The following is a 26,480-nucleotide window of genomic DNA, read 5'->3' as shown; positions in this document are numbered from 1 at the left end:
TCGCCGGCAGGCTCCCGGCGCCGTCTCCTACGCGGGGTGCCCGAACCAGCACCCCAGCGCCCCGGCCAGGGCGTCCGCGTCCCCGCCGCCTCCCGGGGCCGACCAGGCGACGTACCCGTCGGGCCGCACCAGCAGGGCGTCCGCGCCGATCGGCTCGGCCGCCGTCGCGGTCACCACGTTCACCCTGGGCCGCCAGGGCTCCACGGTCTCGCGGAGGTCCTCGGAGTCGGTCAGGAGCAACAGCAACGGCCTGGCGTCGTGCAGGAGCTCGGCGAGGCTGGTGACCGAGTCCCCGGTCTTCAGGCGCACGTCGGGGGCGAAGCGGCCGGCGAGCGGGTCGCCGGGGTCGCCGGTGTCGTAGCGGACGTCGACGCCGCTGATCATGCCTCCGAGGTACTGGTTGACGTCGTCGAAGTGCATCATCCGGGCGAACAGGGTGCGCAGCGCGTCCATGCGGGGGTCGGGGTCCATCAGGGCGACCTGGGCGCGCACGTTCTCCAGGACCGCCTCGGCGACGGGCGCGCGTTCGGTCTCGTACGTGTCGAGCAGTCCGGGCGGCGCCCAGCCGTGCACCTCCGCGGCGAGCTTCCAGCCCAGGTTGACGGCGTCCTGCAGGCCGAGGTTGACGCCCTGGCCGCCGGCCGGGAAGTGGACGTGCGCCGCGTCGCCGGCGAGCAGGATCCTGCCGGCACGGTAGCGCTCGGCCTGGAGGGCGGCGTCGCTGAAGCGGGTGAGCCAGCTCGGCGAGTCCATGGGCACCGGGCGGCCCGCGATCCGCTCCACCTCCGCCCGGAACTCGTCCAGCGTCACGGGCGCCTGCCGGTCGGGGTGCGGGCCCCGGAAGTCGTACGTGCACACCCGGCTGCGTCCGAACGGGTTGAGCCACACCAGGGTCCAGCCCCGCGGGTTGCGCTGCCAGCCCTGCGGCGCGCGGGCCGGGTCCAGCAGGCGGACCTCTCCGATCAGGGCGCCGACGCGGGCGGGTGTGCCGGAGAACGGGATGCCGGCCAGCTTGCGGACGGCGCTGCGGGCACCGTCCGCACCGACCACCCAGGAGGCGCGCAGCGTGTGCGTGGCGCCCCGGGAGTCGCGCGCGGTCAGGCGCACGGCGTCCGGTTCCTCCTCGAGGCCGACGAGCTCGCGGTCGCGCCGTATCCGCGCGCCCAGCCGTTCGGCGTCGGCCGCGAACACCTCCTGTGCCCACGCCTGCGGGCTGCCCACCATCACGGGGCCCTCGTCGACGACCCGGCTCAGGTCGAGGTCGAACATGCCGGAGAAGTGGAACGGCACGGGGCCCCGCCCGACCGGCGGGGCCGGGGGGCCGGGCTGCACGGCCTTCAGCAGTCCGCGCCGGTGCAGCGTCTGGGCGGTGCGGGCGTGCAGCGTCCCCGCCTTCGACTCCCCGGTCGGTGCGGGGAGCTTCTCCAGGACGGTGACCTGCACGCCCAGCAGGGCCAGCTCACGGGCGAGCAGCATGCCGACCGGGCCGCCGCCGACGACGGCGACCTGGGTGTCCACGGCGGGGCTGTGCGGCATCGGGGCTCCTGCGGTCGTCTCGGCGCTCGTGGCGGTGGTCGTAACCCGTACGCCAGGAGGAACACCGGCCCGCACCGCCGGGTTGCGCCGGCTCAGCTGCCCGGCAGTCGCACCGACTGCCGGTGCCGGAAGACGTTCCCCGGGTCGTACGTCTGCTTGACCCGCTGCAGACGCCGGTAGTTGCCCTTGTAGTACAGGTCGTGCCAGGGCGTGTCCGAGCGGTTGTGCTCCGGGGAGCTCAGGTCGGCGTCGGGATAGTTGACGTAGCAGCCGTCGGTCACCTCGTTGGGGACCGGGACGCCGCCGGTGTCGGCGTACATGTCGGCGTAGAACTCGCGCAGCCAGCGCACGCAGTCCTTCTCGTCGGCGGGGTCGTCCCACCAGATCATCCAGGCCAGCTTGTACGCGGCGTCCCGGTGGGCGCTGGCCGTGGCGTCCTGGGCGACGGCCGACACCTGACCCGCGAACGAGCTGAGCATGACCGAGCCCGTGGGGTTGCCGACGTCCTCGCGGGTCAGGTGGCGGTACAGGGCGGACAGCTGGCGCTCGGGGAAGCCCGCCTTCATGTACGCCGACTTGAAGTCGCTCTTCTGGGTCGGGTCGTTGGTGGTGGGGTTCGCCGTGCCCAGGTAGCGGGCCGCCTGCAGCCACGGGAGGCGGCGCGGGGTGACCAGGTCCGGCAGCGCGGTCAGCTCGCCCATCCGCGTGGTGACCGGTCCCCGGGTGGCGTTGACGCCCTCGCTGACCTCCGTGAGGAACTCGTCGTGCAGCCGCGCGGCACCGGGCACGCTCGCGTCGACGTGGGTGATCAGGCCCACGGCCCCGTTCGAGACGTGGTTGAGGGAGAGCATGCTGCACACGGCGGTGGCCGGGTCGTCGGGGGCGGCGTGCCGGACGTGCCAGTCCGCGTAGTTGCGGACCAGGCGGGCGAAGGACCGCTCGTCCAGCTCGGACCAGTTCCAGGACACGGCGCTGACCAGGACCTCGGGCGGCGGGGCCGGCAGCAGCCGGGCCGGGTCGGTGCCGCTCGCGCCGGGACTGCGGAACCAGTAGCGGGTCACGATGCCGAAGTTGCCGCCGCCCCCGCCCGTGTGGGCCCACCACAGCTCCCGGTGGGGGTCGTCGTCCTCGCGGGTGGCGACGACGGTGCGCACCTTGCCGTCGGCGCCCGCCACGACGACCTCGACCGCGTACAGGTGGTCCACCACGAGGCCGAGCCGGCGGCACAGCAGGCCCCAGCCGCCGCCGCTGACGTGGCCGCCCGCCCCGACCTGGAAGCACATGCCGGCCGGCACGATGACGCCCCAGGTGCGGTACAGGCGTTCGTAGACGTCGAGGAGCTGGGCGCCCGGCTGCACCACGAAGGCGTTCATCGACGAGTCGAAGTCCACGTCCCGCATCGCCGACATGTCGACGACCACCTGGACGTCGGGGGTGAAGACGAAGTCCTCCCAGCAGTGTCCGCCGCTGCGCACGGTGATCCGCTTGCCGGCCCGGACCGCCTGCCGGACGGCGGTCGCGACCTGGGCGGTCGAGCGGACCACGTGGACCGCCTCGGGCCGGCCGACGTAGCGCTGGTTCCAGCCCCGGACCAGGTCCGGGTAGCGCGCGTCGCCCGGGGTGACGGTCACCAGCTCGTCCGGCGCGGCCGCTGCCCGGGGCGCGGGCAGCAGCATCCCGCCGCCCAGTGCGGCACCTGCCGCGAGCACACCCCGTCTGCCCACTCGTCCCGTACCGTGCGTCATTTCGTTTCCCTCCCGCTCTCCCGTGTGGATCACACGCGATGCGGTGACGCTAGGCATCCGGCCGCCGCCCCGGCACTCCGTATCTTGCGGCGATCCCGGGCCCCCGGCACCTGGCTCGATTCTTCAGCGGCCGCTGCGACAGTTCAGCCCGGGACCCCCTGCGGAATCCCACCCGAACTCTGTGACCAGGAACGAGGAGGGGTGTCATGTCGAGCATGCCGCTCACCGGTAAATCGGTGCGCCTCGCACGATTGTCCCGGCCGGGGGACGGCCGGTTCCTGTTCGTACCGCTGGACCACTCCGTGTCCGACGGGCCCGTCGCGACCGCCGCCGGATTCGGCGACCTGGTCCGCTCCATCGCGCACGGCGGCGCCGACGGCGTCGTCGTCCACAAGGGCAGGGCCCGCATGATCACACCGGAGCTGCTCACGCGGTGCTCCCTCGTGGTGCACCTGAGCGCGAGCACCGCCCACGGACCCGACAGCAACGCCAAGGTGCTGGTGGGCGACGTGGAGGAGGCGGTCCGGCTGGGCGCGGACGCGGTCAGCGTGCACGTGAACATCGGCTCCGACACCGAGGCGGACCAGCTCGCCGACCTCGGCGCGGTGGCCTCGGCCTGCGACCGCTTCGGCATGCCGCTCATGGCCATGATCTATCCGCGTGGTCCCCGTGTGACCGACCCGACCGACCCGACGCTCGTCGCCCACGTGGTGAACATCGCCGCGGACCTGGGCGTCGACATCGTCAAGACGGTGCTCGCCGACCCTCCCGAGCGCATGGCGGAGGTGATCGCCTCCTCCCCGCTGCCGGTGGTGGTGGCGGGCGGCGGGTCCACCGACCGGAGCCTGTTCGAGTTCGCGGTCACCGCCGTGGACATGGGCTGTGCCGGACTCGCCGTCGGCCGACGGGTGTTCACCAGCCCGTCGCCCGAGAAGGCGGTCCGGGAACTGGCCTCAATCATTCACCGACGCGAGCTCGCGTCCGAGCCCGCGTCGCAGACCGAGATGGCAGGTGTGTTGTGAAGTTTGCCTGGATCGACCTCCGTACCGTGCCCGCCGAGCAGCGCGAGGCGGTCGTCGACGCCGCGATCCACGCGCGGGTCGACGGCGTCGTCGACAGCGACCCGGAGCGCCTCGCCCTCCTGCCGAACACGGTGAAGCGCGTCCTCGCCCCGGGCGCGCCCGTCCCCGGCGAGACCCCCGAGGGTCTGATCGTGCTGCGCGAGGTCTCCGACGTGGACGGCCTCGGCGTCCTGGAGGCCCGGCACCGCGACGGCGAGAAGACCACGGCCGCCTGGGTGAACGTCGTCGACGACCCCACCCTCAAGATCGCCTGCGAGGCCGCCCGTGAACTCCCTTACACCGTGGTGGAGTTCAAGGACCCGACGAAGATCCCGCTGGAGATCGTGATCGCCGCGGCGGACGCCTCGCCGGGGCAGCTGATCTGCCAGGCCGCCGACATCGAAGAGGCGCAGATCATCGTCGACGTGCTGGAGAAGGGCTCCGAGGGCGTCCTGATCGCCCCGCGCTCCGCCAACGACGTCTTCGCGCTCATGGAGATGCTGCGGGTGAAGACCCCGGACCTGCAGCTGCAGACGCTCACCGTCGAGTCGATCGAGCACCTCGGTCTCGGCGACCGGGTCTGCATCGACACCTGCACGCACTTCGAGAAGGACGAGGGCATGCTGGTCGGCTCGTACGCGCACGGCTTCGTGCTGTGCGTGAGCGAGACCCACCCGCTGCCGTACATGCCGACCCGTCCGTTCCGCATCAACGCGGGCGCGCTGCACAGCTACGTGTTCGGAGCGGACAACCGCACCAACTACCTCAGCGAGCTGAAGGCCGGCAGCCCGGTGCTCGCCGTCGGCGCCGACGGCCGCACCCGTCGCATCGTGGTGGGCCGCATCAAGCTGGAGTCCCGCCCGCTGCTCGGCATCAAGGCGTTCTCGCCGGAGGGCGTCGAGGTCAGCCTGATCGTGCAGGACGACTGGCACGTCCGGGTGCTCGGCCCGGGTGCGGCCGTGCTGAACGTGACGGAGTTGAAGAAGGGCGACCAGCTGCTCGGTCACGTGGCCACCGACAAGCGCCACGTGGGCTGGCCGGTCGGCGAGTTCTGCGTCGAGAAGTAGGCGGAGGCGACCGGGGCCGCCCTCGCCGCGGCCCCGGCGCCGCGGCGAGGGGTCCGGTGGAGGCGATGACGCAACGGTCCTGGTGGGGTGCCGAGCTGCTCGGCCGCCACGCCGACGACGAGGTGTGGGCGCGGGCCGGCGACCACGAGGTGACGTTCGGCCGGCTCCGGCACGAGACGGCCTGGCTGGCCGACGTGCTGCAGAAGTACGGCATCGGGCCGCGCAGTACGGTCGCCCTGCGCGGCAGCGCGAGTTTCACACAGGTGTGGGCGCTGTTCGCCCTGTGGTCGCTCGGCGCCCAGGTGGCGCTGGTGGAGGCACGGCCCGGCCGGCGGGCGGGGGAGGTGCCCCCGATCCGGAGACGGTGCAGTTCTCGGTGTCCCTCGGCGAGGGCCGGGAACGGCCCCACGACTTCGTCGACGAGTGCGAGGTGCTGGTGCGCCGCCACGCCGGCGGCCGCCCGCGCGCGAGCGGTCACTGCCTCGTGCAGTTCTCCTCGGGGACCACCGGGCGCCCCAAGGCGGTCGGCCGGACCCCCGAGTCGCTGCTGGAGGAACTGGACCGGCTCGCATCCCTGGGGGACATGCCGCGGCACGGCGAACGAGTGGCCGTGCTGGAGCCCGTCACGCACTCGTTCGGGCTGATCGGCGGCGTGCTGCACGCCCTCGCGGCGGGCGCGACCGTGCTGATGCCGGTCGCCCGCACGGCGGCGGCGACGGTGCGGGCGGCGGCCGACGCGCACGTGGTGCTGGGCAATCCCCGGCATTTCCGCTGGCTGGTGCGGGCCGAGCCCGGACGGATGCCGTGGCTGCGGCTGGCCGTGTCGAGCGGTGACACGCTGCCGCCCGAGACGCCCGCGGTGTTCCGCGGCCGTCACGGCGTGCGCGTCGGTCAGGCCTACGGCACGACCGAGACCGGCATCATCGCGGCCGACCTCACCGGCCGCTTCGGCCCGCCCCACGTCGGCCCGCCCGTCCCCGGCGTCCGCACCCGTGTGGTCGGCGGAGTCCTGGAGGTGCACGTCCCCACGTCCCCGTACCTGTACGAGGACACGCCCTGGGACGGCGGCTGGATGTCCACGCGCGACCTGGTCACGTGTGATCCCGGCACCGGGGCCCTGCGGCTGCGCGGCAGGGTCCAGGGCGTCGGGGACACCTCGGTCGACCTGCTGCGCATCGAGTCGGTGCTGCGGGCCCACCGGCACATCACGGACGCGGTGGTCCTCGGGGTCGGCCCGATCGAGGCGCACGTGGCGAGCAGCGTGGAACTGGACGGCGGCGAACTGCACTCCTGGTGCCGCCGGTTCCTCGGCGGGGCGCCCGCGCCGGACCGCTACCACCTGCTGCGGGAACTGCCCCGCACGGCCAACGGCAAGGCCGTGCGCGACCGCAGCGTCCTGCGCCGTCACACGGCGCGCCCGCTCGAGGCTCTGACGAACGAGAGGCACGGAGCATGACGGTGACGACGGCCGCCCCGGCGGCATACGCCTGCGACGAGGCACGGTGGCAGGCCGTGCACGACCGGGACGTCCGCGCGGACGGCCACTTCTGCTACGTGGTCACCACGACGGGCGTGTACAGCCGCCCGTCGTGCACGGTGAAGCTGGCCCGCCGCGAGAACGTCCGGTTCTTCCCCACCCCGGAGCAGGCCCGTGCCGAGGGGTACCGGCCGTGCCGCCGCTGCTACCCCGACGACTCCGGCCGGCACGCCGTGGCGGTCCGGGCCGTCGCCAGGGCCTGCCGGATCATGGACGAGGCGTCCCTGCCGCCGAGCCTGGACGAACTGGCCCGCAAGGTCGGCTACAGCCGCTTCCACTTCCACCGCATGTTCAAGTCGTTCACCGGGATCACGCCGCACGCCTACCTGGCGGCGGCGCGCGCCCGCCGGGTGCGCGAGGCCCTGCCGCGGTCCGGGACGATCGCGGACGCCGTGTACAGCTCGGGCTTCAACTCCGGCGGTCACTTCTACGCGGCCGCCACGGAGATCCTCGGCATGACTCCGAAGGCGTACCGCGCGGGCGGCGACGGGGCGGTGATCCGGTACACGGTGGCGGGCTCGTCGCTGGGGCCGGTGCTCGTCGCGGTGACGGACAAGGGCGTGTGCGGGGTCCTGACGGGGGACGAGGCGCCGGCCCTGCTGCACCAGCTGCACGGCATGTTCCGGCAGGCTCTGCTGGTGCGCGCGGACGGGGAGTTCGCCGCGGCCGTCGCCGCGGCCGTGCGGGAGGCGGAGCCCCCGCAGCTGGGCCGTGAACTGCCCCTGCGGGTCCGGCGGGTGGCGCTCGCCGTGCGGGTGCGGCGGGCGGTGCCGGCGGTCTGCGCCCCGCACGGGTAGTCCGGGGCGCCCCGCCGTTCAGCCCTTGGTGTCCGGCTCCCCCGCGAGGACGGCCGGCTGCCGCCCGGGCGCCGGCGGACGCAGCCGTCCCGAGGCCCAGGTCGCGGGCAGTGCCGCCGCGCACACCAGCAGTCCGGTGAGCACCGCGTCCGCGGCGCCGCCGCGGGACACGGCCGCGCCGCCCGCGACCGCGCCGATCGCGATGCCCGCGTTGACCGCGGACGCGGGCAGCGTCGCCGCGAGGTCGCGTCCGGGTCCGGCCAGCAGCCCGACCCGGTACTGCAGCGAGGGGACGAGACCGAACCCGACCACGCCCCACACCACGAGGGCGAGGGCCACCAGGGTCCGGGAGGCGCCGGCGACGTGCAGGATCACCAGGGCCGCGACCAGGGCGGCGTTCGCCCCGACGAGCGCGCGTGCCGCGTCCCGGTCCGCGGCCCGGCCGCCCACGAACGTACCGAGGGCCGTCGCGGCTCCGTAGGCGAACAGGAAGACGCTCAGCCACGTGCCGGAGACCTCCGTGACCTCCTCCAGGAACGGCGTGATGTAGGTGAACGCCGCGAACTGGCCGCCCATGAGCAGGAATCCGACGCCGAGCACCGCCAGGACCCGGGGCGCCAGCGCGTGCCGGGACTGCGCCCACAGGCCGCTCGTCCCCGGGCCGCCGACCGGCGGGACGCACACCGCCGTCGCCAGCAGCGCCAGCGCGCCGAGGACCACGACGGCCGTGAACGCCGCACGCCAGCCCAGGTGCTGGGCCGCGAGGGTGCCCAGCGGGACGCCGAGCGCGGTGGAGACGGCGACACCGCCGAAGACCACGGAGATCGCGCGCCCGGTCCGCTCGGGCGGCACCAGGGCGGCCGCCACCGTGAACGCCGTGCCGAGGAACAGGCCCTGCAGCGCTCCGGTGACCGCCCGCGCCGCGATCAGCGTGCCGAAGCCCGGGGCGAGGGCGGCGAGCAGGTTGCCCGCGACGTAGCCGGCCAGGGACGTCCACAGCAGTGTGCGGCGCCGGATCCGGAGGGTGAGCGCCGTCAGGAGCGGACCGCCGACGCAGATGCCCAGCGCGTAGGCGGTGACCAGGGTGCCCGCCGTGTCCACCGACACGGCGAGGTCGCGGGCGACGAGGTTCAGCAGGCCGACGACGACCAGCTCGGCGCTGCCCATGACGAAGGTGCCGAGGAAGAGGGCGGCGAGGGCCGGGCCCGGTCGCCGCCGTACCGAAGGGGGGACGGTGGTCATGTCAGCGCCAGAAGTTCTTCCTGGCGTCGCGCAGCCCCTGGAAGGAGTCGAGGTCGGGGACCGTCCAGCCGTCGAGGTCGTACTCCCGGAGGCACTGTTCGGCGAATCCCTTGTACGCGTCGAGCTGGCCGGTCTCCGTCTGGGTCATGAAGATGTCGCTGCGCACCGCCTCGTGGTTGCCGGAGTAGTTGCGCTCGTACAGCTCGTGCCGGCCGCCGAACTCGGTGCCGATCGCGTCCCACAGCAGCTTCATCAGCTTGACCCGGCTGACGGAGTCGTAGCCGTTGGAACCGCGCACGTACTTGTCGAGGTAGGGGCGCACGTCGGGGTTCTTGAAGTCCTCGGCGCTGGAGTTGACGTAGATGAGGCCGCTGGCGACGTCCTGCTCGATGATCTCCTTGATGCGCGGGTAGCCGATGGTCATGAACCAGCGGTAGGCCATGCCGTACTCCAGGCGCGGCAGCAGGGCGCCGTCCTTCCACTCCTCGGGGTTGCGGGCGGCCGCGTCGGTCAGGGCCCAGAACATGTTGCGCCAGGCGAGCACCTCGCCGATCCGGGACTGGATGCCGCGGAAGTCCTTGGTGCCGGTCATCTCGACGGCCTTGGCCAGCAGCCCCGCGATGAAGTCGATCTTCACGGCGAGACGGATGCAGCCGTGGAAGGTCAGGCGCGGGATGAAGCCGGACTTCGGGGCGAACCCGTTGACCTGGTCCACGTCGCCGTAGAGGAAGACGTTCTCCCAGGGGATGAGCACCTTGTCGAGGACGAAGATGGTGTCGTTCTCGTCCAGGCGCGAGGAGAGCGGGTAGTCGAAGGGGCTGCCCATGACGGCGGCCGTCGCGGCGTAGGAGGGCCGGCAGATCAGCTTCAGGCCGGGCGCGCCCATCGGGATGGTCGCGACGAGCGCGAACTCCTTCTCCTTCAGGGGCAGTCCGTAGTGCGAGATGAAGTTGTAGTGCGTGATGGCCGAGCCGGTGGCCACGACCTTGGCGCCGCTGACCACGAGGCCGGCGTCGGTCTCCTTCTCCACGTGCACGAAGACGTCCTTGACCTCTTCGGACGGCCGGTGCCGGTCGACCGGCGGGTGGATGATCGCGTGGTTCCAGAACAGCACCTTCTCCTGGGACTCGCGGTACCAGCGACGCGCGTTGTCCTCGAACGGCGCGTAGTAGGCGGAGTTGGCGCCGAGCGTGCCGAGGAAGGCGGCCTTGTAGTCCGGGCTGCGGCCCATCCAGCCGTAGGTGAGCCGGGCCCACTCGGCGATCGCCTCGCGGTCCTCGACGACGTCCTGGACGCTGCGCGGAGTGCGGAAGAACTTGTGGGTGTAGCCGTCGCTCCCGGTGTCGGTGCGGGTGGTCAGCACCTCGCGGCGGGCCGGATCGTGCAGGGCGTCGTACAGGCGCGCCGTCATGCGGGCCGAGTTGGCGAACGCCGGGTGCCTGGTGACGTCGTCGACGCGCTCGCCGTAGATGTAGACCTCGCGGTCGTCGCGCAGGCTCTCCAGGTACTCGTCGCCGGTCAGGGGGCGGGTGGTGCGGGGAGCCGGTGCGGAGGCGGGGGCCTCGCCCTGCTGCAGCGTCATGGTGTGTCCTTGTCCGGTCGTGACGGTCAGTGACCCAGCGGGGAGTAAAGCGCCGCGGCTCCCGGCGACCACGCGCCGTCCGCCGGTCCGTCGAGCGTCCCGGTCCACGCGTGGTGGCCGGGAGCGGTGTCCAGGACCCGGAAGGCCCCGCCGTGGAAGACCAGCGGCTCCGCGTCCCGCGTGGTGAAGTCCCGCACCCGGCCGACGTGCAGCACGTGGTCGCCGCCGTCGTACGCGGCCCAGGGCACGCAGTCGAGGTGGGCGGCGCAACCGGTCAGGCTCGGGGTCGCCGCGTCGGGCTCCCAGGACACGGGGGTGTCCGCGGGCAGCGGCCGGCCCGCGAAGTGCAGGGCCAGGTCACGCTGGTGCGCGGCGAGGATGTCCACGCCGAACGACGGCGCGCCCGTGAGCAGGCCGCACATCCGGCTGCGGCGGTCCAGGGACACCATGACGAGCGGGGGTTCGAGGGAGACGGAGGTGAACGAGCCCACCGTGGCGCCGTGGACGCCGTGCTCGTGCTCGACGGTGACCACGGTGACACCCGTGGCGAACCGGCCGAGGCAGTCACGAAAACGGCGTTCTCTGTCGCCCATCGGTACCCCTCGAAAAATACGAGCCCTCGAATTCGGCACTTTCTCACGGCCATGGTGCCAACCGCCGCTGAAGGATCGGTCGAGAAGATCGGCGCGTATTTCTGCGCAATATCCAGGAGAGCGGAAGTGATTGACACCGGTGAGCGCGGACGCCTGTAATTCCTTCTCGGATTCGAGTACCCGACACGAGGTGGCCACCATGAGACTCCAGGTCGAGTTGACCGACGCACTCCAGGACTACGTCGCCGATGTCTCGCTGCGCGAGCCCGACCTGCTGCGCGAGCTGCGCAAGGAGACCTCGCGGCTCCCGCTGCACCTGATGCAGATCTCACCGGAGCAGGGCCAGTTCATGCGGACCCTGCTGAAGGCCACCGGGGCCCGGCGTGCCCTCGAGGTCGGCGTGTTCACCGGCTACAGCCTGCTGTCGACCGCGCTCGCGCTGCCCGACGACGGCCGGGTGGTGGGGCTGGACATCAACGAGGAGTGGGGCGCCATGGCGCTCGACTACTGCAAGCGGGCCGGCGTGGCCGACAAGGTCGACCTGCGCATCGGCGACGCCCGCGCCTCGCTCGAGCGCCTGCTCAAGGAGGAGGACGCCGCCGGCACGTTCGACTTCGTCTTCATCGACGCCGACAAGGAGAACTACACGGCGTACTACGAGTACGCGCTCCAGCTGCTGCGTCCCGGCGGCCTGGTCGTCGTCGACAACGTGCTGTGGCACGGCGCCCTGCTCGACGAGTCCGCCCAGGACTCCGAGACGCAGGCGCTGCGCGCCTTCAACCCGCGGCTGCACCACGACGACCGGGTGGAGCTGAGCCTGATCCCCTACGCGGACGGGCTGACGTTCGCCGTCAAGCGCTGAGGTCCGCGCCGCCGTACGGGCGAAGGCCGCCCCGGGAAGTCCGGGGCGGCCTTCGCGCGCGTCAGGGCAGGCGGACGGACTGGGCGTGGCGGAAGAAGTCCTTCGGGTCGTACTTCTTCTTCACGCGCTGCAGGCGCGGGTAGTTGTCCTTGTAGTACAGCGCGTGCCACGGCGTCGACGAGGTGTTGTACTTCGGGTCGTTCAGGTCGTTGTCCGGGTAGTTGACGTAGCAGCCGTCAGTGACGCCGTTGGGGACGGGCACACCACCGGTGTCGGCGTAGACCTCCGCGTAGCACTCCCGGTTCCAGGCGATGTAGGCGGAGTCCTCGGCCTCGTCGTTCCACAGGGACATCCACATCATCTTGAAGAACGACTCGCGGTGCGGATAACCGGTGGCCTCCGGGGCGACCCGGTTGACCTCGCCGCCGTACGAGCTGAGGGTGATCGAGGCGCCGGGCAGGGTGACGTCGGTGCGCGTGAGGTGTTTGTACAGGGCGGCCAGCTGGCGGGCGGGGAAGGCCGCCCGCATGTAGGAGGACTTGTACTCCTGCCGGAAGGTGGGGTCGGTGAGGTTGGTGTTGGTGGTGCCGAGGTAGCGGGTGGCCTCCAGCCACGGCAGTCTGCGGGGCTCGGCGTACTCGGCCATCGGACCGAACTCGCCGAACTGGCGGGTGACCGCCCCCGTCCGGACGTCGACGCCCTCGCCGATCGCGGCGAGGTAGTCGTCGAGCAGCCGGCGGGCGCCGGGCACGGTGGCGTCGACCTGGGTGACCATGGCGATCTGGCCGCTGGACCTGTGGGTCAGGACGAGGAAGCTGGCCAGGGCGAGTTCGGGGGCGCCCGGTGCGCTGTGCGCGGTGAACCAGCGCGCGTAGTTCTGCACCAGCCGCGAGAACCTCTCCTCGGTCATGCTCTCCCACGGCCAGGACAGCGCCGACAGGTACACCTCACGGGGCGGCTTGGGCAGCAGCTTCTTCGGGTCGGTGCCGGTGGCGCCGGGCGTGCGGAACCAGTAGCGCGTGACGACGCCGAAGTTGCCGCCCCCTCCGCCCGCGTGGGCCCACCACAGTTCCCGGTTGGGGTCGTCCTTGTCACTGGTCGCGACGACCGTGCGCACCTTGCCGTCGGCGCCGACCACGACCACCTCGACGGCGTACAGGTAGTCGATGATCAGGCCGAGCTGGCGGCACAGCAGGCCCCAGCCGCCGCCGCTGACGTGGCCGCCGGCCGCGACGGAGTAGCAGATCCCGCCGGGCACGGTGACGCCGTACACCTGGTACAGCAGGTTGTAGACGTCCAGGAGCTGGGCGCCCGTCTCGACGGCGAAGGCGCGCCGCCCCGCGTCGTAGTACACCCTGTTGAGCTGCGACAGGTCGAGGACCACCTGGACCTCGGGGTTGAAGACGAAGTCCTCCAGGCAGTGGCCGCCGGAGCGCACGGTCAGCCGCTTCCCGGCGGTGACGGCCGCCTGGACCACACCCGCCACCTGAGAGACCTCGTCCACGAGGTGGACCGCCTCGGGGCTGCCGACGTAACGGCGGTTCACGCCGTGCACGAGCTCCCCGTACTGCGCGTCCGCCGACGTCACGGTGACCGGACCGAATCCGGTGGTCGCGGCCTCCCCCGCGGCGGCCGCCGCCTCCGGGCCGAGGGCGCTGCCGAGGGCGGCCGTGCCGCCCAGCGCCGCGGCCGTGGTGAAAAACCGTCTGCGGGCTATCCCGTTCTTGCTGTGCACCTTGCGTCTCCCGTTCTCGCCATTCTCTCCGCACGTCTTCACGCGCTTTCCTGCGCCGCGACAGTACGAATGAGCCATGGCGGAAACACTCCGGATCTTGCGGTCGAATCCCGGAACGGCGCCTTCTGGGATACGACCGCAAGATGGGGAGTGTCGGACCGGCCAACGATCGCCACCATCGAAATCCAGGCTGAATTCACCATGGCGGAAGGAGGCGGCCGGTGACGGTCAGCGTCGGTGAGGTGTACGAGAACCCGCGGTGCAGGGAGCGGGTGGTGATCAGGACGCCGTCCTCGCACACGGGCGGGGAGCGCACCGTGATGGACGTGTACTCCGAGCCCGGCGGAGCGGTGTCGGGCGAGCATCTGCACCCGGTGAGCGAGGAGCGCTTCACGCTGGTGCGCGGCAAGGTCGCCTTCCTGATCGGCGGGCGCCAGGTGACCCTCGACAAGCCCGGGCAGAGCGTGCTCATCCAGCCGGGCATCAGGCACCGCTGGTGGAACTGCAGCGGCGAGCAGGCCTTCCACATATGCGAGGTGCGCAAGAACAGCGACCGCTTCGAGCAGCTGGTGCTGCGTCAGCTCTTCGGTCTCGCGCAGGACGGCAAGACCACGCCCGAGGGCATGCCCAAGCTGCTCCAGCAGGCGGTGACCACGCTGGAGTTCGGTGACGTCGTGCGGTTCACCTCGCCCCCGTGGGCGCTGCAGCGCGCCCTGTTCACCGTGCTCGCCCCGATCGCCCGGCTGCTGGGACACAAGGGCTGCGACCCCGAGTACATGGACCGCAAGCCGTCCGAGATCGCGGAGCTGGAGGAGCTCCCGGAGGAGGTCATGCGCTGGCACCGCTGACGCCGCGGCCCCGGGGACATCGCCTGCAACACCTTCGCGCCCGGCGGTGTTCCCCTTGCTGAGAGCACATCGCACTGCGCTCCTCCCCCTCCCGCGGGGCGGGGCCGACCATCGAGAAGGAACCCCATGGATCTGCAGCTTTCCGGCCGCGTCGCCGTTGTGACCGGCGCCTCCAAGGGCATCGGCCTGGCCATCGTCCGCACGCTCCTCGAAGAGGGCGCCAAGGTCGTGGCCACGTCGCGCAAGAGCACCCCGGAGCTGGACGCGCTGGCCGGCCCGAACCTCGTGCACGTCCCTGCCGACTTCATGGACGAGGACGCGCCCGCGCAGGTCGTGTCCCGCGCCGTGGAGCAGTTCGGCGGGCTCGACATCCTCGTGAACAACGCCGGCGGCCCGCCGCCCGGTGTGACCCTGCCGCGCGGCTCGTTCCTGCACGCCTCCGACGAGGAGTGGCGGGCCATGTTCGAGTTCAACCTGTTCTCGGCCGTGCGCGCCATCCGCGCCGCGATTCCGCACCTGCTGGAGCGCGGCGGCGGCTCGATCGTGAACATCTCCTCCGGCAACGCCCGCCAGCCCTCGCCGATCAACGTCGACTACGGCGCCGCGAAGGCCGCCCTGAGCAACATCACCAAGGTGCTCTCGGGCGAGTTCGCCCCGCAGGGCATCCGCGTGAACACGGTCTCCCCCGGTGTCGTGCGCACCCCGTGGTGGACGGACGAGGGCGGCGTCGCCGACATGATCGCCTCGCAGGCCGGCACCGACAAGGACAGCGTCATCAACAGCGTGGTCCCGGAGATGCTGAACCTGGCCACGGGCCGCTTCGTCGAGCCGCAGGAGGTGGCCGACGCGGTCGTGCTGCTCGCGTCGCCGCGCTCCGGCAGCACCACCGGCGCCGAGTTCGTCGTGGACGGCGGGCTCCTCAAGGAGCTCTGAGCAGCCCCGCGCGGGGGGCCGGCGCGCCCGGCCCTCCCCGCTCCGCCCGGCCGCCGCACGGCGGCCGGGCCGCACGACCGGGCCCGGCCGCCACGGCCGGGTGACCGGGCCGGCGCGGCTTCCGGCCGCCCCGGTGGAGTCTCCCGTACCTCCGCGCCCCCGGGCCCCGTGAGCATCTCCGGGGCCGGCCGTGCCGCCCGCGGCGGCACCGCCCCCTCCCGCGGCTCTCCGCCGCGCCGCGCCGTCACGGGCGCCTCCCCGCTCCGGGCCGTCGCCCGCTTCTCCTTCTTCGGCTTCGCCACGCCGTGCCGTCCCTCGGGCCCAGGACCCTGTTTCCCGCCCGGCCCGCTCCAGCGTCCGGTTGGCACCGTTGGCGTCAACCACCGGGAAACACCGTGGCCCTGCCCTCCTCCACCCGTTCACAAAACGGCGCGGCGTCCCTGCCCGACCGCCGGCTCCTCGCCCTGACCGTCCTCGCGCCCCTCCTCGCCAACGCCGACGCGGGCATCGTGACGCTCGCCCTCACCGACATCCGGCGCGACCTGTCGATGTCGCTCAGCAGCGTGCAGTGGGTGACCAATGCGTACGTGCTGCTGGTGAGCGGGCTCCAGCTGCTGGGAGGCCGGCTCGCCGACCTGGCCGGGGCCCGCCGTCTGTTCCTGCACGCCATGACCGCGTTCGCCCTGGCCTCGGCCGCGTGCGGGGCCGCGCCCAGCGGCCCGCTCCTCGTCCTGGCGCGCGCCGGGCAGGGGCTGGCGGCCGCCGTGCTCGTGCCCGCCGCGATGTCGCTGCTGGTGACCGCGGTCGCACCGCACCAGCGCGCCAGGGCCCTGGCGCTGTGGGCGGGTGCCGGCGGCGTCGGCTCGGTGGCCGGCGTGCTGTTCGGCGGTCTCGTGGTCAGCGGCCTGGACTGGCGGTGGGCCTTCTACCTCAACGTGCCGGTGATCGCCGCGGCGCTGGCGCTGGCCCGCCGCACCCCGCTGCCCGACCCGCCCCGGCCCGGCGGCGTCCGCCTCGACCTGGTCGGGGCCGCGGCCCTGACGGGCGCCCTGCTCGCCCTCGTGTACGCCCTGGTGCGCACGGCCGAACACGGCACGGACCGGGACACGGTGTGGTCCGCGTCCGCCGCGCTGGCACTGGGAGCCGTTCTCGCGTACCGGCAGCGCACGTGCCCGTCCCCGCTGCTGCCCCCCGCCCTGGTCCGTGACCGGGGCCTGGTGTCCGGTGCGGCCGGCGTCGTGCTCGTGTCGACGGCCGTGGCGCCCGTCGTCTTCCTCGGCGGCATGCAGTTGCGCGAGGCCCACGGCTACGGTGCGCTGGCCGCCGGCTTCGCCCTGCTGCCGCTGGTCGGGGGTGTCTTCCTCGTGGGCCGGCCCTGCAGCGCGCTGCTCACCCGGCACGGCGCCCGCCTGCCCTGCGCACTGGGCTGTCTGCTGCTGGGCGCCGGCCTGTGGACGCTGGCCGCCCGCTCGCACGTCCCGGAATACGCCACGGGCATGCTGCCGGGTCTGCTCCTCGCCGGGGCGGGACTGCCGCTGATCTGGATGTCGTGCGAGATCGTGGCACTGGCCCGGTTCGACGGACCGGGCGCGGGGCTGGCGGCGGGCGTCGTGCAGTGCGCGGGACAGCTCGGCACCGCCCTGGGCACGGTGCTCGCGGTGGCGGTGTGCGGTCGCGGCACCGGGGTGTCCGAGGGAGCGGGGCAGGCGTTCGCCGCGGCGGCCCTGCTGATGGTGCCGGCGCTGGCGGGCGCCCTGTTCGGGCTGCCGGACCGACGCCGGCCCGGTGCGGCCCCTCTCCCGCAGGCCGCGCCGAGGTCAGATCCTTACCAGTCCGCCGCTTCTGACGGAACCGCGCGAGGACGCGGCGGGGCGCTCGGCCAGCAGGTCGAGCGACAGCCGACCGCGCACGCTTGAGCTGGAGGGGGGCTCCAGCCGCGGGTGCCCGGAGAGGATGTGGGCGTGCAGGTGCTGCAGTCGCTCCGAGGGCCTGGTGTCGAGCTCCTCGCGCAGCCGGGCGCGCAGCCGGTGGTAGGCCATCAGCGCGTCGGCCTGCCGGCCCGACCGGTACAGGGCGAGCATGAGGTGCTCGACGAGGCCCTCGTGTGTTCCGTAGCGGTGCACCAGGGACGTGAGCTCCCCGAGGACCTCGTGGTGCCGTCCCAGGTGCAGCTCGGCGCGCAAACGCTGGTGGACGACGTCGAGCCGGTCGCGTTCGACGACCTCGATGGCGGCCCGCAGCCACGGCCCCGTGGGCACGTCGACCAGCATCGGCCCGGTCCACATCATCTCGGCGGCGCGCAACTGCTCGACGGCCTCCGCGTACTCGCCGGCCTCCAGGGTCGCGCGCGCGGCCCGCACCTGCTGCTCGTAACGGTCCAGGTCCAGCTCACCGCTGCCCAGCTTGAGCTGGTACCCCTGCTCGTGCGTCTGCAGCCGGCCGGGTTTCCGGCCCGGCCCCCGCCGGGCTCCGTCCAGGGCGCGGCGCAGCTGCATGACGTACGTGTGCACCGCCGCGACCGCGCTCGACGGCGGCCGGTACTCCCAGATCTCCTCGAGTATCTGCGTCACGGACACGACGTGGTTCGCGTTGAGCGCCAGGAGCGACAGCAATTGCCGCTGCTTCGGCGCGGTCGGTGTTTTGTGGCACTCCCCGTCACATATACTCAGAGGACCGAGGACGCGAAATTCCATATGACTCCCCCATCGTCGTCCGGGCATCGGTCGGCGGAAGGTCATCCCGTTGGAATGCCCGGTGAAACGGCGCGATCCACGCGCATTCTACCGTCGCTCGAGTCTCTCAATCCCAAAACCGCGCGCTGAATTGGTAATTCACCGCGGGCCGGCAGTCAGTCGTCGTCGGCACGGGTGTCCCCGTCCGTCCCGTGCCGCGCCCCGGTGATCCGCGCGAGCAGCGCCGCCGGGGCGCCGGGCTCCCGGTCGGCCCGCCAGGCGACGTGCTGGTCGGGACGGATCAGCACCAGGTCCCGTTCGTACAGTTCGCGTGCGAGCGGATCGTCGAGCGTGACCGTGCGCAGGGGCACGCCCCGGGCGCGGGCCGCGGCCTCGATCCCTCCCGTGTGCGGCGGACGCGGGCCGAGCCGCAGCAGCGTGAACCCGACGCCGAACCGGTCGAACAGCGAGCTGCCGTACGCGCGCCGGTCGTCGAGCCAGAGGTGAGGGGCGCGGCCGCCCGGCACGGCCGAGGGCGTGTACGCGGCGAAGGAGTCGGGTACCGGTCCGGACCCGTCCTCGGCCACGATCGGCGAGCCGTCGTAGCGGGCGCCCAGCTGCACGCCGAGCGTCTCCATGGTCCGCAGCCCGTACTCGGCGAGTTCCGCCCCGGCCTTGGCCCGGGCGGCCTCACCGGCCGCGGAGTCCTCCTCCAGGCAGGCGGGCCGGTCGATGGCGCCGAGCCCCTGGCCGAGGGTTCTGGCCGCCGCGGTGTTGCGCAGGGCGATCGGCCGGCGCTCGATGCCGTAGCTGTCCAGCAGCGCGCGGCCCGCCCATCCCTGAACGGCCGCCGCGAGCTTCCAGGCGAGGTTGGCGGCGTCGTCCACACCGGTGTTCATGCCGAAGCCGCCGTTGGGCGTGAACAGGTGCGCGGCGTCACCCGCGAGCCGGATGCGGCCCGTGCCGAACGACTCCGCGACCAGCGCCGCGCCCGCGGTCCACGGCCGGTGGCTGAGCACCTCCACCGGAAGGGGTTCCCCCGCCGCCCGCCGCACCAGCCGCACCAGGTCGGCGTCCGTCGCCGTGTCGGGATCGACGGAACTGGTGAGCAGGAAGAACTCGTCCACGCCGTTGAGGGCGATCAGGTTCAGCGCGAGGTCGGCGTTGACGACCCAGTTGCTCCAGGCGCTCCGGCCGCGCAGGAGGTCCCGGTACAGCGTGGGCACGCGCAGGTGGGCGGCGACGGAGCGGCGGCCGAGCACGTCCTGGTCGAGGGTGCCCTCCCCCTCGTACCGGATGCCGAGGTGACGCCGGACCAGGCTGTGCCCGCCGTCGCAGCCGGCCACGAAGTCCGCCCTGAAGGTGCGTCGGGCGCCCTCGCCCTCGGCCACGACGTCGACGTGCCGCGCGTCCTCCCGCAGGGCGGTGACCGTCCAGCCGAAGCGCAGGGTGATCCGCGGCCGGGTGCGGGCGTGGTCGAGCAGCAGCCGCTCGACGTACATCTGGTTCGCCCGGTGCATCGGCTCGGGGTCTGGTCCGTGCGGTCGGCCGCGGCCCGGCGGCGCAGCACCTCGCCGGTGCCCGGCCAGGGCAGCAGGGCCAGCTCGTGCGCGTTGTAGCGGGTGAAGAAGGAGATGCCGGCCGAGTGGTCGGCGGGCAGCCCGAGCCCGCGGATCCGCTCGGCCAGGCCCAGTCTGCGGTAGTGCTCCATGGTCCGCGCGTTGTGGGTGCTGCCGCGCGGCTGTTCGGGCACGGTCCTCCGGGAGTCGAACACGACGCAGGGCACACCGTGCCGGTCCAGGAGGAGGGCGAGCATCAGCCCGACCGGACCGCCTCCGACAACGGCGACCGGGGTGGTCAGCGGGTCGTCCATCCGACGCGGCCTCCAGCCTTCTCTCGATCGAACAGGCGCGATCGTCGCAACCCGCGCTGAAGAACGAAGCAAGATCGACGATCGGGAGGGTTTTCCATCGGCTCTTTAGCAGCCGGTTGGAGACTTCCCGGGAACCTTTCCCGAACCGCTGGGGTATCAGGGCCGCGATGTCTCACCGGTGACCGAAGAATTCGGCGCATCACTGCGGAGTGTGAGGTATTCCTATGTTCCTGTTCGGCACACACAGGTCCGTCGCGCAGCGTCTGCGTCTCTATGCCGACCGGGATTTGGGGGCGGGAAACTTCTTCTGGCACGCCTGGCGCGTCGCCCGCCGGCGGGACCGTCCGCTCCTGTTCCACCCCGACGTCTCCTCCCCCTCGTGGGCGACGGACGAGCCGAAGGGGATGTCGCTGGACGACATCCGCATCGCCGTGATCCGCCACGCCCACTGGTACCGCGGCCGCGGCGTGCGGCCCGGGGCGCACGTGGGCGTGCACACCCGCAACGGGCTGCTCGGCCTGATCCACCACATCGCCATCACGTCGCTCGGTGCGGCCGCCGTGCACTGCAACCCGAAGATGGCCCCGGCGACGGCCGCCGAGTACTTCCTGCGCACCCGCACCACGGTGCTGGTGGGCGACGCCGACCTCCTCAAGGGCCTCGCGGACGCCTGGGAGTCGAACTCCCCCGGGCGTCCCGTGCCCGAGGTCGCGGACATCGCCGAGCTCGACGCCACCGCTCCCCTGCCGCCCCGCCGGATGCCCGATTTCCCGCACCGGCACGCCGACGACGACCTGATCATGATCTCGCACTCGTCGGGCACCACCGGGCGGCCCAAGGCCCCGGTGTTCCACCACGGTTCGTTCTTCGCGGGCAAGCGCGAGCGGCTGTGGACCTTCCCCTCGCTGCGCTCCGACCGGCTGCTGACGGCGCTGCCGCACAGCCACTCGGCGGGCATCAGCTACCTGAGCATGGCGCTCCTGCTCGGCATCCCGACGCTGATCCTGGACGACGCCGACGGCGAGCGCGTGGCCCGGGCGATCAACCTGTTCCACCCCACCACCGTGCTGGGCTTCCCCCTCACCCTCGCCGAGATCCGCACCGAGGAGATCCGTCCCGAGGCCGCCCGGCACATCCACACCTGGCACGGCATGGGCGACGCCTCCCACGAGCGGCACATCCGCCCGCTGATCGCCCTCGGCCGGCGCACCGAGCGGGGGAAGGTGCTGAACGGCTCGCGCTACCTCGACGGACTCGGGTCGTCGGAGATGGGCATGGTGCTGTTCAAGCAGGTCTACACGCCCGAGACGACCCGGTACGCGCGCCACATAGGGGCCCCCGCCAAGGTGGTGCGCAAGGCGGCGGTGCTCGACGAGGAGGGCCGTGAACTGCCCGACGGGCAGGCCGGACGGCTCGGGGTGCAGACCCCGAGCGTGACCGCCGGCTACCTGGACGACCCGCACCTGACCGAGGAGTCCACGGTCAACGGGTACTTCCTCACCGGCGACATCATGCGCCGCGACAGCGACGGCACCTGGTACCACCTCGACCGCACCCCCGATGTGATCTCCACCGCCGACGGACCGGTCCACAGCCTCCCGGTGGAGGAGGTGGTCCTGCTCGCGACGCAGGCCCTGGACACGGCGGTCGTGGCGGTCGACGACCCCCGCTCCCCCGGCCGCTCCCGTCCCCTGGCGGTCGTCCTGTTCGCCGACGACGCCGAGCGCGACCCGGCCCGGCTGCTCGAGACGTGCAACACGGCGCTGGTCCGCGAGGGCCTCGCACCGCTCAGCGGCCTGCTGCTGGCCGCCGACCGCTCCGAACTCCCGGTCGGTGTCACGGGGAAGGTCCTCAAGCGCCTGCTGCGCGAGCGCCACCGCACCGCCCTGTCCCGCACCGGCGATCCCTCGCTCGCCGTGTCCGCTCCCACACGGAAGGCCTGATCATGCCCGGTACCGAGACCACGGCGGCACGTCGGGTGGTGGACCTGATCACCGGTACCTGGCGGGCGCAGGCCCTCTACGCGGCGGCCCGCCTGTCACTGCCGGACCACATCGCCGCCGGACACGGCACGGTCCCCGCGCTCGCCGAACGGACCGGCGCGAGCGAGGACGGCCTCGCCCGGCTGCTGCGCCTGCTCGCGGCGCTCGGCGTGTTCACCGGCGACGAGGAGGAGGGCTACGGGCTCACCGAGGTCGGCGCGCTCCTCGTCGGCGACGGCGAGCAGTCCATGCGCGACATGGTGCTGCTGTACGGGGAGGAGTTCCACCGCGCCTGGGGCTCGGTGGTGCCCGCGGTCCGGACCGGGACCTCCGGCTTCGAGCACGCCTTCGGCACCTCGCTGCACGCCTACCTGCGCGACGAGCCCGACGCGGGGCCGCGGTTCCTGCGCGCCATGAACGCCGGCAACGTGTTCTTCCCCGAGGCCGCGGCGGCCTTCGACTTCACGCGGGCGCGCACCGTGGTCGACGTGGCCGGCGGCAGCGGCCTGCTGCTGTCGGCCGTGCTGCAGGCCCACCCCCATCTGACGGGCACCGTCTTCGACCTGCCGCACATGCTGCCGGTGGCCGAGCGGCACCTGGGCGCCACCGTCGACGCCCACCGCTACGAGACGGCCGCGGGTGACGTCTTCGACAAGGTCCCCGCCGGTCACGACGTGTACCTGCTGTCCCGGGTGCTGCAGGACTGGGACGACGAGCGGTGCGTGACGCTCCTCGCCAACATCCGTGAGGCGATGCCGGACACGGGACGGCTGCTCGTCCTGGAACGGGTCGTCGCCACCGACGGCAGCGCGCCCGTGCTGCCCCTGCTGTGGGACCTGCACCTGCTGATGGCCGCGGGCGGCCGCGAACGCACCCTCGACGGGTACCGCTCCGTCCTGCGGGCCGCGGGCCTGCGCCTGGAAAGCGTCCGTTCCCTCGCCCTGGAGACGAGTCTGCTGGTCGCCGCACCGGTGTGAGGGCACGCCCCTCCTTCCCGGCCCTCCCCCCGATACCCATGGAGTATGCATATGCCCAGCGGTGACCTCGCCCTGTGTCTCGTCGGCGCGGGACCCCGCGGTCTGTCGGTGCTGGAGCGGCTGTGCGCCAACGAGCGCGCCGCGCCCGGGCACCGTACGGTCACCGTGCACGTCGTCGACCCCTACCGGCCCGGAGCGGGGCGGGTGTGGCGCACCGGGCAGTCGCGCCGGCTGCTGATGAACACGGTCGCCTCGCAGGTCACCGTGTTCACCGACGCCAGCGTGGAGATGGACGGCCCCGTCGAGCCGGGCCCGAGCCTGTACGAGTGGGCGCGCTCGCTCGGCGACGGGCCCGGCGGGGTGACGGTCTACGACGAGGCCGTGCTCGCCGAGGCGCGCCGCCTGGGCCCGGACGACTACCCCTCCCGCGCCTTCTACGGCCGTTACCTGGAGGACGTCTACGCCCGAGTGGTGTCCGGTGCCCCGCCGCACGTGCGGATACGGGTGCACCAGGCACGGGCGGTCGCCCTGCAGGAGCGCCCCGGTGACGGCGCGCAGCGGATCGTCATGTCCGACGGGGAGACCCTCGACGGTCTCGACGCGGTCGTCCTCGCGCAGGGCCACGTGCCGGCCGGCGTACCGGCCGCCCAGGAGGAACTGTCACGGCGGGCGAGGGCCCACGGGCTGCTGCACGTCCTGCCGGCCAATCCGGCCGACCTCGACCTGTCGGACGTGCGGTCCGGCGAGACGGTGCTGCTGCGCGGGCTCGGCCTGAACTTCTTCGACCACATGGCGCTGCTCACGGTGGGCCGCGGCGGCCGCTTCGACCGCGTCGGCGGGCGTCTCGTCTACCGCCCCTCCGGCCGGGAGCCACGCATCGTCGCGGGCTCCCGGCGCGGCGTCCCCTACCACGCGCGCGGCGCCAACGAGAAGGGCGCGCACGGCCGTCACGAGCCCCGCCTCCTGACCGAGGAAGTGGGCGCGGCCCTGCGCGAGCGCGCGGTGGACGGCGAGCGCGTGTACTTCGGGACCGACCTGTGGCCGCTGATCACCCGGGAGGTGGAGAGCGTCTACTACGGGGCGCTGCTGGCCGCCCGCGGCCGGGCGGCCGAGCGCGAGGGGTTCGTCCGGCGGTACGTCGCGCTGTCCGCGGACCCCGCCCGCACGGACGAGTTGCTCGACGCGTACGGCATCGCGCCGGACGAACGGTGGGACTGGGAGCGGATCCTCCGGCCGTACGGCGACCGGAGGTTCGCCGACCGCGCGGAGTTCCGCCGCTGGCTCCTGGAGCACCTGCGCGAGGACGTGCGCGAGGCGCTGGCGGGCAACGTGAACGGCCCGCTGAAGGCGGCCCTGGACGTACTGCGCGACCTGCGCAACGAGATACGGATCGCCATCGACCACGGCGGCCTGGACGGGAACTCGTACCGGGACGAGGTGGAGGGCTGGTACACCCCGCTCAACGCCTTCCTGTCGATCGGCCCGCCGGTCTCGCGCATCGAGGAGATGATCGCGCTGCTCGAGGCGGGTGTCCTCGACCTGGTCGGTCCGGGCATGCGGGTGCGCATCGACCCTGCGGCGGGGGCGTTCGTCGCCGAGTCGGACCGCGTGGGGGGACCCTCCCCGCACGCCCGGGTGCTGGTCGAGGCGCGTCTGCCGGAACCGGACCTGCGCCGGACCGCGGACCCGCTGCTGCGCGACCTGTTGTCCACCGGGCAGTGCCGGCCGTTCCGCATCCCCGGCGCGTGCGGCACGAGTTACGAGACGGGCGGGCTGGAGGTCACCGAGCGTCCGTACCACCTGGTCGACGCGTACGGCCGCAGCCATCCGAGGCGCTTCGCGTACGGGGTGCCGACGGAGGCCGTGCACTGGGTGACCGCGGCCGGCATAAGGCCCGGGGTGAACTCGGTGACCCTGGGCGACTCCGACGCCATCGCGCGGGCGGTGCTGGCCCTCTCCCCCGCCTCCCCCGGCACGTCCCCGCGGCGTTCCGGCAGGACCCTGACGCAGGCACCGGCATGACGGCGCACGCGGCGGGGCTGGACTCCGGGCTGCTCTCCCCCGTGCGGGCGGGCACCCCGGTGGAGCGGGAGGTCTCCGACGAAGCCTGGCTGCAGGCGATGCTGGACGCCGAGGCGGCGCTGGCGCGCGCCCAGGCCCGGCTCGGCACGCTGCCCGCGGGGGCCGCCGAGGCGATCACCCGGGCCGCCCGGGCGGAACGGCTCGACCTGCGCGCTCTCGCCGTCACCGCGCGGGAGAGCGCCAACCCGGTGGTCGGCCTGGTCCGCGCCTTGACCGCGGTCGTCGCCGAGGACGCCCCGGACGCCGCCGAGTACGTGCACCGCGGCTCGACCAGCCAGGACGTCCTCGACACCGGCGCCATGCTGGTCTGCGACCGGGCGCTGAACCTGGTGCACGCCGATCTGCTGCGCACCGCGGCGGCGCTGGACCGGCTGGCGGCGCGGCACCGGGACACGCTGATGGCCGGGCGGACCCTGACCCTGCACGCCGTTCCGACCACGTTCGGGCTCAAGGCGGCGGGCTGGGGGCTGCTGGTACGGGAGGCGGCCGGCCGCGTCGGCCGCCTGCTCGGGGGCGGGCTGCCCGTCTCGCTCGGCGGCGCGGCGGGCACCCTGGCCGGATACCTGCAGTACGCGACGGCGGACGGCGCGCCGGCCCCGGATCCGGCGGCGTACGCGGCCGCGCTGTCCGAGGCGTTCGCGCGGGAGACCGGGCTGGCCACGGCCCCGCTGCCCTGGCACGCGCTGCGCTCCCCCGTCGCCGACGTCGCCGCGGCCCTGGCCTTCACCGCGGGGGCCCTGGGAAAGATCGCCGTGGACGTGCAGTCGCTGGGCCGCACCGAGGTCGGTGAGGTCACCGAGCCGCCCGTGGCCGGGCGCGGGGCCTCCTCGGCCATGCCGCACAAGCGCAACCCGGTGCTGGCCACCCTGATCCGCTCCGCCTCGCTCCAAGTGCCCGCCATGGCCGGCGCGTTGACGCAGTGCCTGGTGACCGAGGACGAGCGCTCGGGCGGTGTCTGGCACGCCGAGTGGCTGCTGCTGCGCGAGTGCCTGCGGCTGACGGGCGGCGCCTCGCACACCGCCGCCGAGCTGTCCGAGGGACTCGTCGTCCACGCGGAGCGCATGCGGGCCAACGCGGCCGCGACCGGCGATCTGATGTCCTCCGAGCGGGTCGCCGCGGTCCTGGCCCCGAAGGTCGGCAGGGCCACCGCCAAACGCCTGCTGTCCGAGGCGGCCGCCGCGGCGACGCGCACCGGACGGCCCCTGGCCGAGACCCTCGCCGAGCAGCCCCAGGTCGCTCCGCTGCTGGACGCCGGTGAACTGACGGAGCTGCTCGACCCCGCCACGTACACCGGCGCGGCCGCCTCCCTGGTGGACCGCGCCCTGGAACGTCCCCCCACGAACTGACCCACGCCCT

At 73.2% G+C, this 26,480-nt stretch carries 20 protein-coding genes and 1 pseudogene; 12 read left to right on the top strand and 9 right to left on the bottom strand.

Going from position 1 to position 26,480, the window contains the following annotated elements:
* Positions 1 to 27: 27 nt before the first annotated feature.
* A complete protein-coding gene (locus GL259_RS30970; protein ID WP_159536571.1) occupies positions 28 to 1,611 on the bottom strand; it encodes an FAD-dependent monooxygenase in 1,584 nt (527 codons plus the stop codon).
* 17 nt (positions 1,612 to 1,628) lie between these two features.
* On the bottom strand, positions 1,629 to 3,281 hold the full coding sequence (locus GL259_RS30965) for an FAD-binding oxidoreductase (protein WP_208026539.1): 1,653 nt from the start codon (positions 3,279 to 3,281) through the stop codon (positions 1,629 to 1,631).
* 215 nt (positions 3,282 to 3,496) lie between these two features.
* On the opposite strand from GL259_RS30965, the gene GL259_RS30960 reads away from it, so the two are divergent.
* The 4 genes from GL259_RS30960 (at position 3,497) to GL259_RS30945 (ending at position 7,743) form a co-directional block, all read left to right on the top strand.
* Positions 3,497 to 4,303 carry a 2-amino-3,7-dideoxy-D-threo-hept-6-ulosonate synthase gene (locus GL259_RS30960; RefSeq protein WP_159539129.1) on the top strand — a complete coding sequence of 269 codons (807 nt, stop codon included), beginning with the start codon at positions 3,497 to 3,499 and terminating at the stop codon, positions 4,301 to 4,303.
* The gene (locus GL259_RS30955) at positions 4,300 to 5,409 is read left to right on the top strand and encodes a 3-dehydroquinate synthase II (RefSeq protein ID WP_159536570.1); all 1,110 of its coding nucleotides are present in this window, start codon (positions 4,300 to 4,302) and stop codon (positions 5,407 to 5,409) included. The genes GL259_RS30960 and GL259_RS30955 overlap by 4 nt, the downstream gene beginning before the upstream one ends.
* A 364-nt stretch (positions 5,410 to 5,773) precedes the next feature.
* Positions 5,774 to 6,865, top strand: a complete 1,092-nt coding sequence (locus GL259_RS30950) for an AMP-binding protein (protein WP_243762428.1) — start codon at positions 5,774 to 5,776, stop codon at positions 6,863 to 6,865.
* Positions 6,862 to 7,743, top strand: a complete 882-nt coding sequence (locus GL259_RS30945; RefSeq protein WP_159536569.1) for an Ada metal-binding domain-containing protein — start codon at positions 6,862 to 6,864, stop codon at positions 7,741 to 7,743. Before GL259_RS30950 ends, GL259_RS30945 begins: the two co-directional genes overlap by 4 nt.
* An 18-nt stretch (positions 7,744 to 7,761) precedes the next feature.
* Here GL259_RS30945 and GL259_RS30940 read toward each other — a convergent pair whose 3' ends face one another.
* Genes GL259_RS30940 through GL259_RS30930 form a run of 3 tightly spaced genes read right to left on the bottom strand, consistent with a single transcriptional unit; the run spans position 7,762 to position 11,160 of the window.
* Complete coding sequence (locus GL259_RS30940; protein WP_159536568.1) at positions 7,762 to 8,985, bottom strand: MFS transporter; 1,224 nt, start codon at positions 8,983 to 8,985, stop codon at positions 7,762 to 7,764.
* Position 8,986: 1 nt separating this feature from the next.
* Positions 8,987 to 10,567 (bottom strand): 4-hydroxyphenylacetate 3-hydroxylase N-terminal domain-containing protein, encoded by a 1,581-nt coding sequence (locus GL259_RS30935; protein WP_159536567.1) that lies wholly within the window; start codon positions 10,565 to 10,567, stop codon positions 8,987 to 8,989.
* Between the two features lie 26 nt (positions 10,568 to 10,593).
* Positions 10,594 to 11,160, bottom strand: a complete 567-nt coding sequence (locus tag GL259_RS30930; protein WP_159536566.1) for a flavin reductase family protein — start codon at positions 11,158 to 11,160, stop codon at positions 10,594 to 10,596.
* 199 nt (positions 11,161 to 11,359) lie between these two features.
* Here GL259_RS30930 and GL259_RS30925 point away from each other — a divergent pair, with 199 nt between their 5' ends.
* A complete protein-coding gene (locus tag GL259_RS30925) occupies positions 11,360 to 12,022 on the top strand; it encodes a class I SAM-dependent methyltransferase (protein ID WP_159536565.1) in 663 nt (220 codons plus the stop codon).
* Positions 12,023 to 12,083: 61 nt separating this feature from the next.
* Here the strand turns inward: GL259_RS30925 and GL259_RS30920 are convergent, their stop codons facing one another.
* Positions 12,084 to 13,757 carry an FAD-binding oxidoreductase gene (locus tag GL259_RS30920; protein WP_243762427.1) on the bottom strand — a complete coding sequence of 558 codons (1,674 nt, stop codon included), beginning with the start codon at positions 13,755 to 13,757 and terminating at the stop codon, positions 12,084 to 12,086.
* A 221-nt stretch (positions 13,758 to 13,978) separates the two neighbouring features.
* Between GL259_RS30920 and GL259_RS30915 the strand changes: the two genes are divergently transcribed.
* The 3 genes from GL259_RS30915 (at position 13,979) to GL259_RS30905 (ending at position 17,454) form a co-directional block, all read left to right on the top strand.
* Positions 13,979 to 14,605, top strand: coding sequence for a cupin domain-containing protein (locus tag GL259_RS30915; RefSeq protein WP_159536563.1), 627 nt, complete (start codon positions 13,979 to 13,981; stop codon positions 14,603 to 14,605).
* A 126-nt stretch (positions 14,606 to 14,731) separates the two neighbouring features.
* On the top strand, positions 14,732 to 15,538 hold the full coding sequence (locus GL259_RS30910; RefSeq protein WP_159536562.1) for an SDR family oxidoreductase: 807 nt from the start codon (positions 14,732 to 14,734) through the stop codon (positions 15,536 to 15,538).
* Between the two features lie 395 nt (positions 15,539 to 15,933).
* Positions 15,934 to 17,454: an MFS transporter gene (locus tag GL259_RS30905; RefSeq protein ID WP_159536561.1), complete on the top strand. Its 1,521-nt coding sequence runs from the start codon at positions 15,934 to 15,936 to the stop codon at positions 17,452 to 17,454.
* Here the strand turns inward: GL259_RS30905 and GL259_RS30900 are convergent.
* From GL259_RS30900 to GL259_RS39380, 3 genes and pseudogenes are all read right to left on the bottom strand, one after another.
* The gene (locus tag GL259_RS30900; RefSeq protein WP_243762426.1) at positions 17,356 to 18,231 is read right to left on the bottom strand and encodes an AfsR/SARP family transcriptional regulator; all 876 of its coding nucleotides are present in this window, start codon (positions 18,229 to 18,231) and stop codon (positions 17,356 to 17,358) included. The two genes, GL259_RS30905 and GL259_RS30900, sit on opposite strands and share 99 nt — an antisense overlap.
* Before the next feature lie 155 nt (positions 18,232 to 18,386).
* Positions 18,387 to 19,730, bottom strand: a complete 1,344-nt coding sequence (locus GL259_RS30895) for an FAD-dependent monooxygenase (protein WP_279578638.1) — start codon at positions 19,728 to 19,730, stop codon at positions 18,387 to 18,389.
* A 170-nt stretch (positions 19,731 to 19,900) separates the two neighbouring features.
* Positions 19,901 to 20,026 (bottom strand): annotated as a pseudogene (locus GL259_RS39380) (FAD-dependent monooxygenase); the annotation flags it as partial.
* A 281-nt stretch (positions 20,027 to 20,307) separates the two neighbouring features.
* Between GL259_RS39380 and GL259_RS30890 the strand changes: the two are divergent.
* Genes GL259_RS30890 through GL259_RS30875 form a run of 4 tightly spaced genes read left to right on the top strand, consistent with a single transcriptional unit; the run spans position 20,308 to position 26,470 of the window.
* Positions 20,308 to 22,026, top strand: coding sequence for a class I adenylate-forming enzyme family protein (locus GL259_RS30890; protein WP_159536559.1), 1,719 nt, complete (start codon positions 20,308 to 20,310; stop codon positions 22,024 to 22,026).
* Positions 22,027 to 22,028: 2 nt separating this feature from the next.
* Positions 22,029 to 23,042: a methyltransferase gene (locus GL259_RS30885; protein ID WP_159536558.1), complete on the top strand. Its 1,014-nt coding sequence runs from the start codon at positions 22,029 to 22,031 to the stop codon at positions 23,040 to 23,042.
* A 51-nt stretch (positions 23,043 to 23,093) separates the two neighbouring features.
* Positions 23,094 to 25,064, top strand: coding sequence for an FAD/NAD(P)-binding protein (locus tag GL259_RS30880; protein ID WP_159536557.1), 1,971 nt, complete (start codon positions 23,094 to 23,096; stop codon positions 25,062 to 25,064).
* Complete coding sequence (locus GL259_RS30875; RefSeq protein ID WP_159536556.1) at positions 25,061 to 26,470, top strand: lyase family protein; 1,410 nt, start codon at positions 25,061 to 25,063, stop codon at positions 26,468 to 26,470. The genes GL259_RS30880 and GL259_RS30875 overlap by 4 nt, the downstream gene beginning before the upstream one ends.
* Positions 26,471 to 26,480 lie beyond the last annotated feature (10 nt).

The sequence above is a fragment of the Streptomyces sp. Tu 3180 genome, from assembly GCF_009852415.1.
Lineage (GTDB): Bacteria > Actinomycetota > Actinomycetes > Streptomycetales > Streptomycetaceae > Streptomyces.
This window is presented reverse-complemented; position numbering and strand designations above follow the sequence as displayed.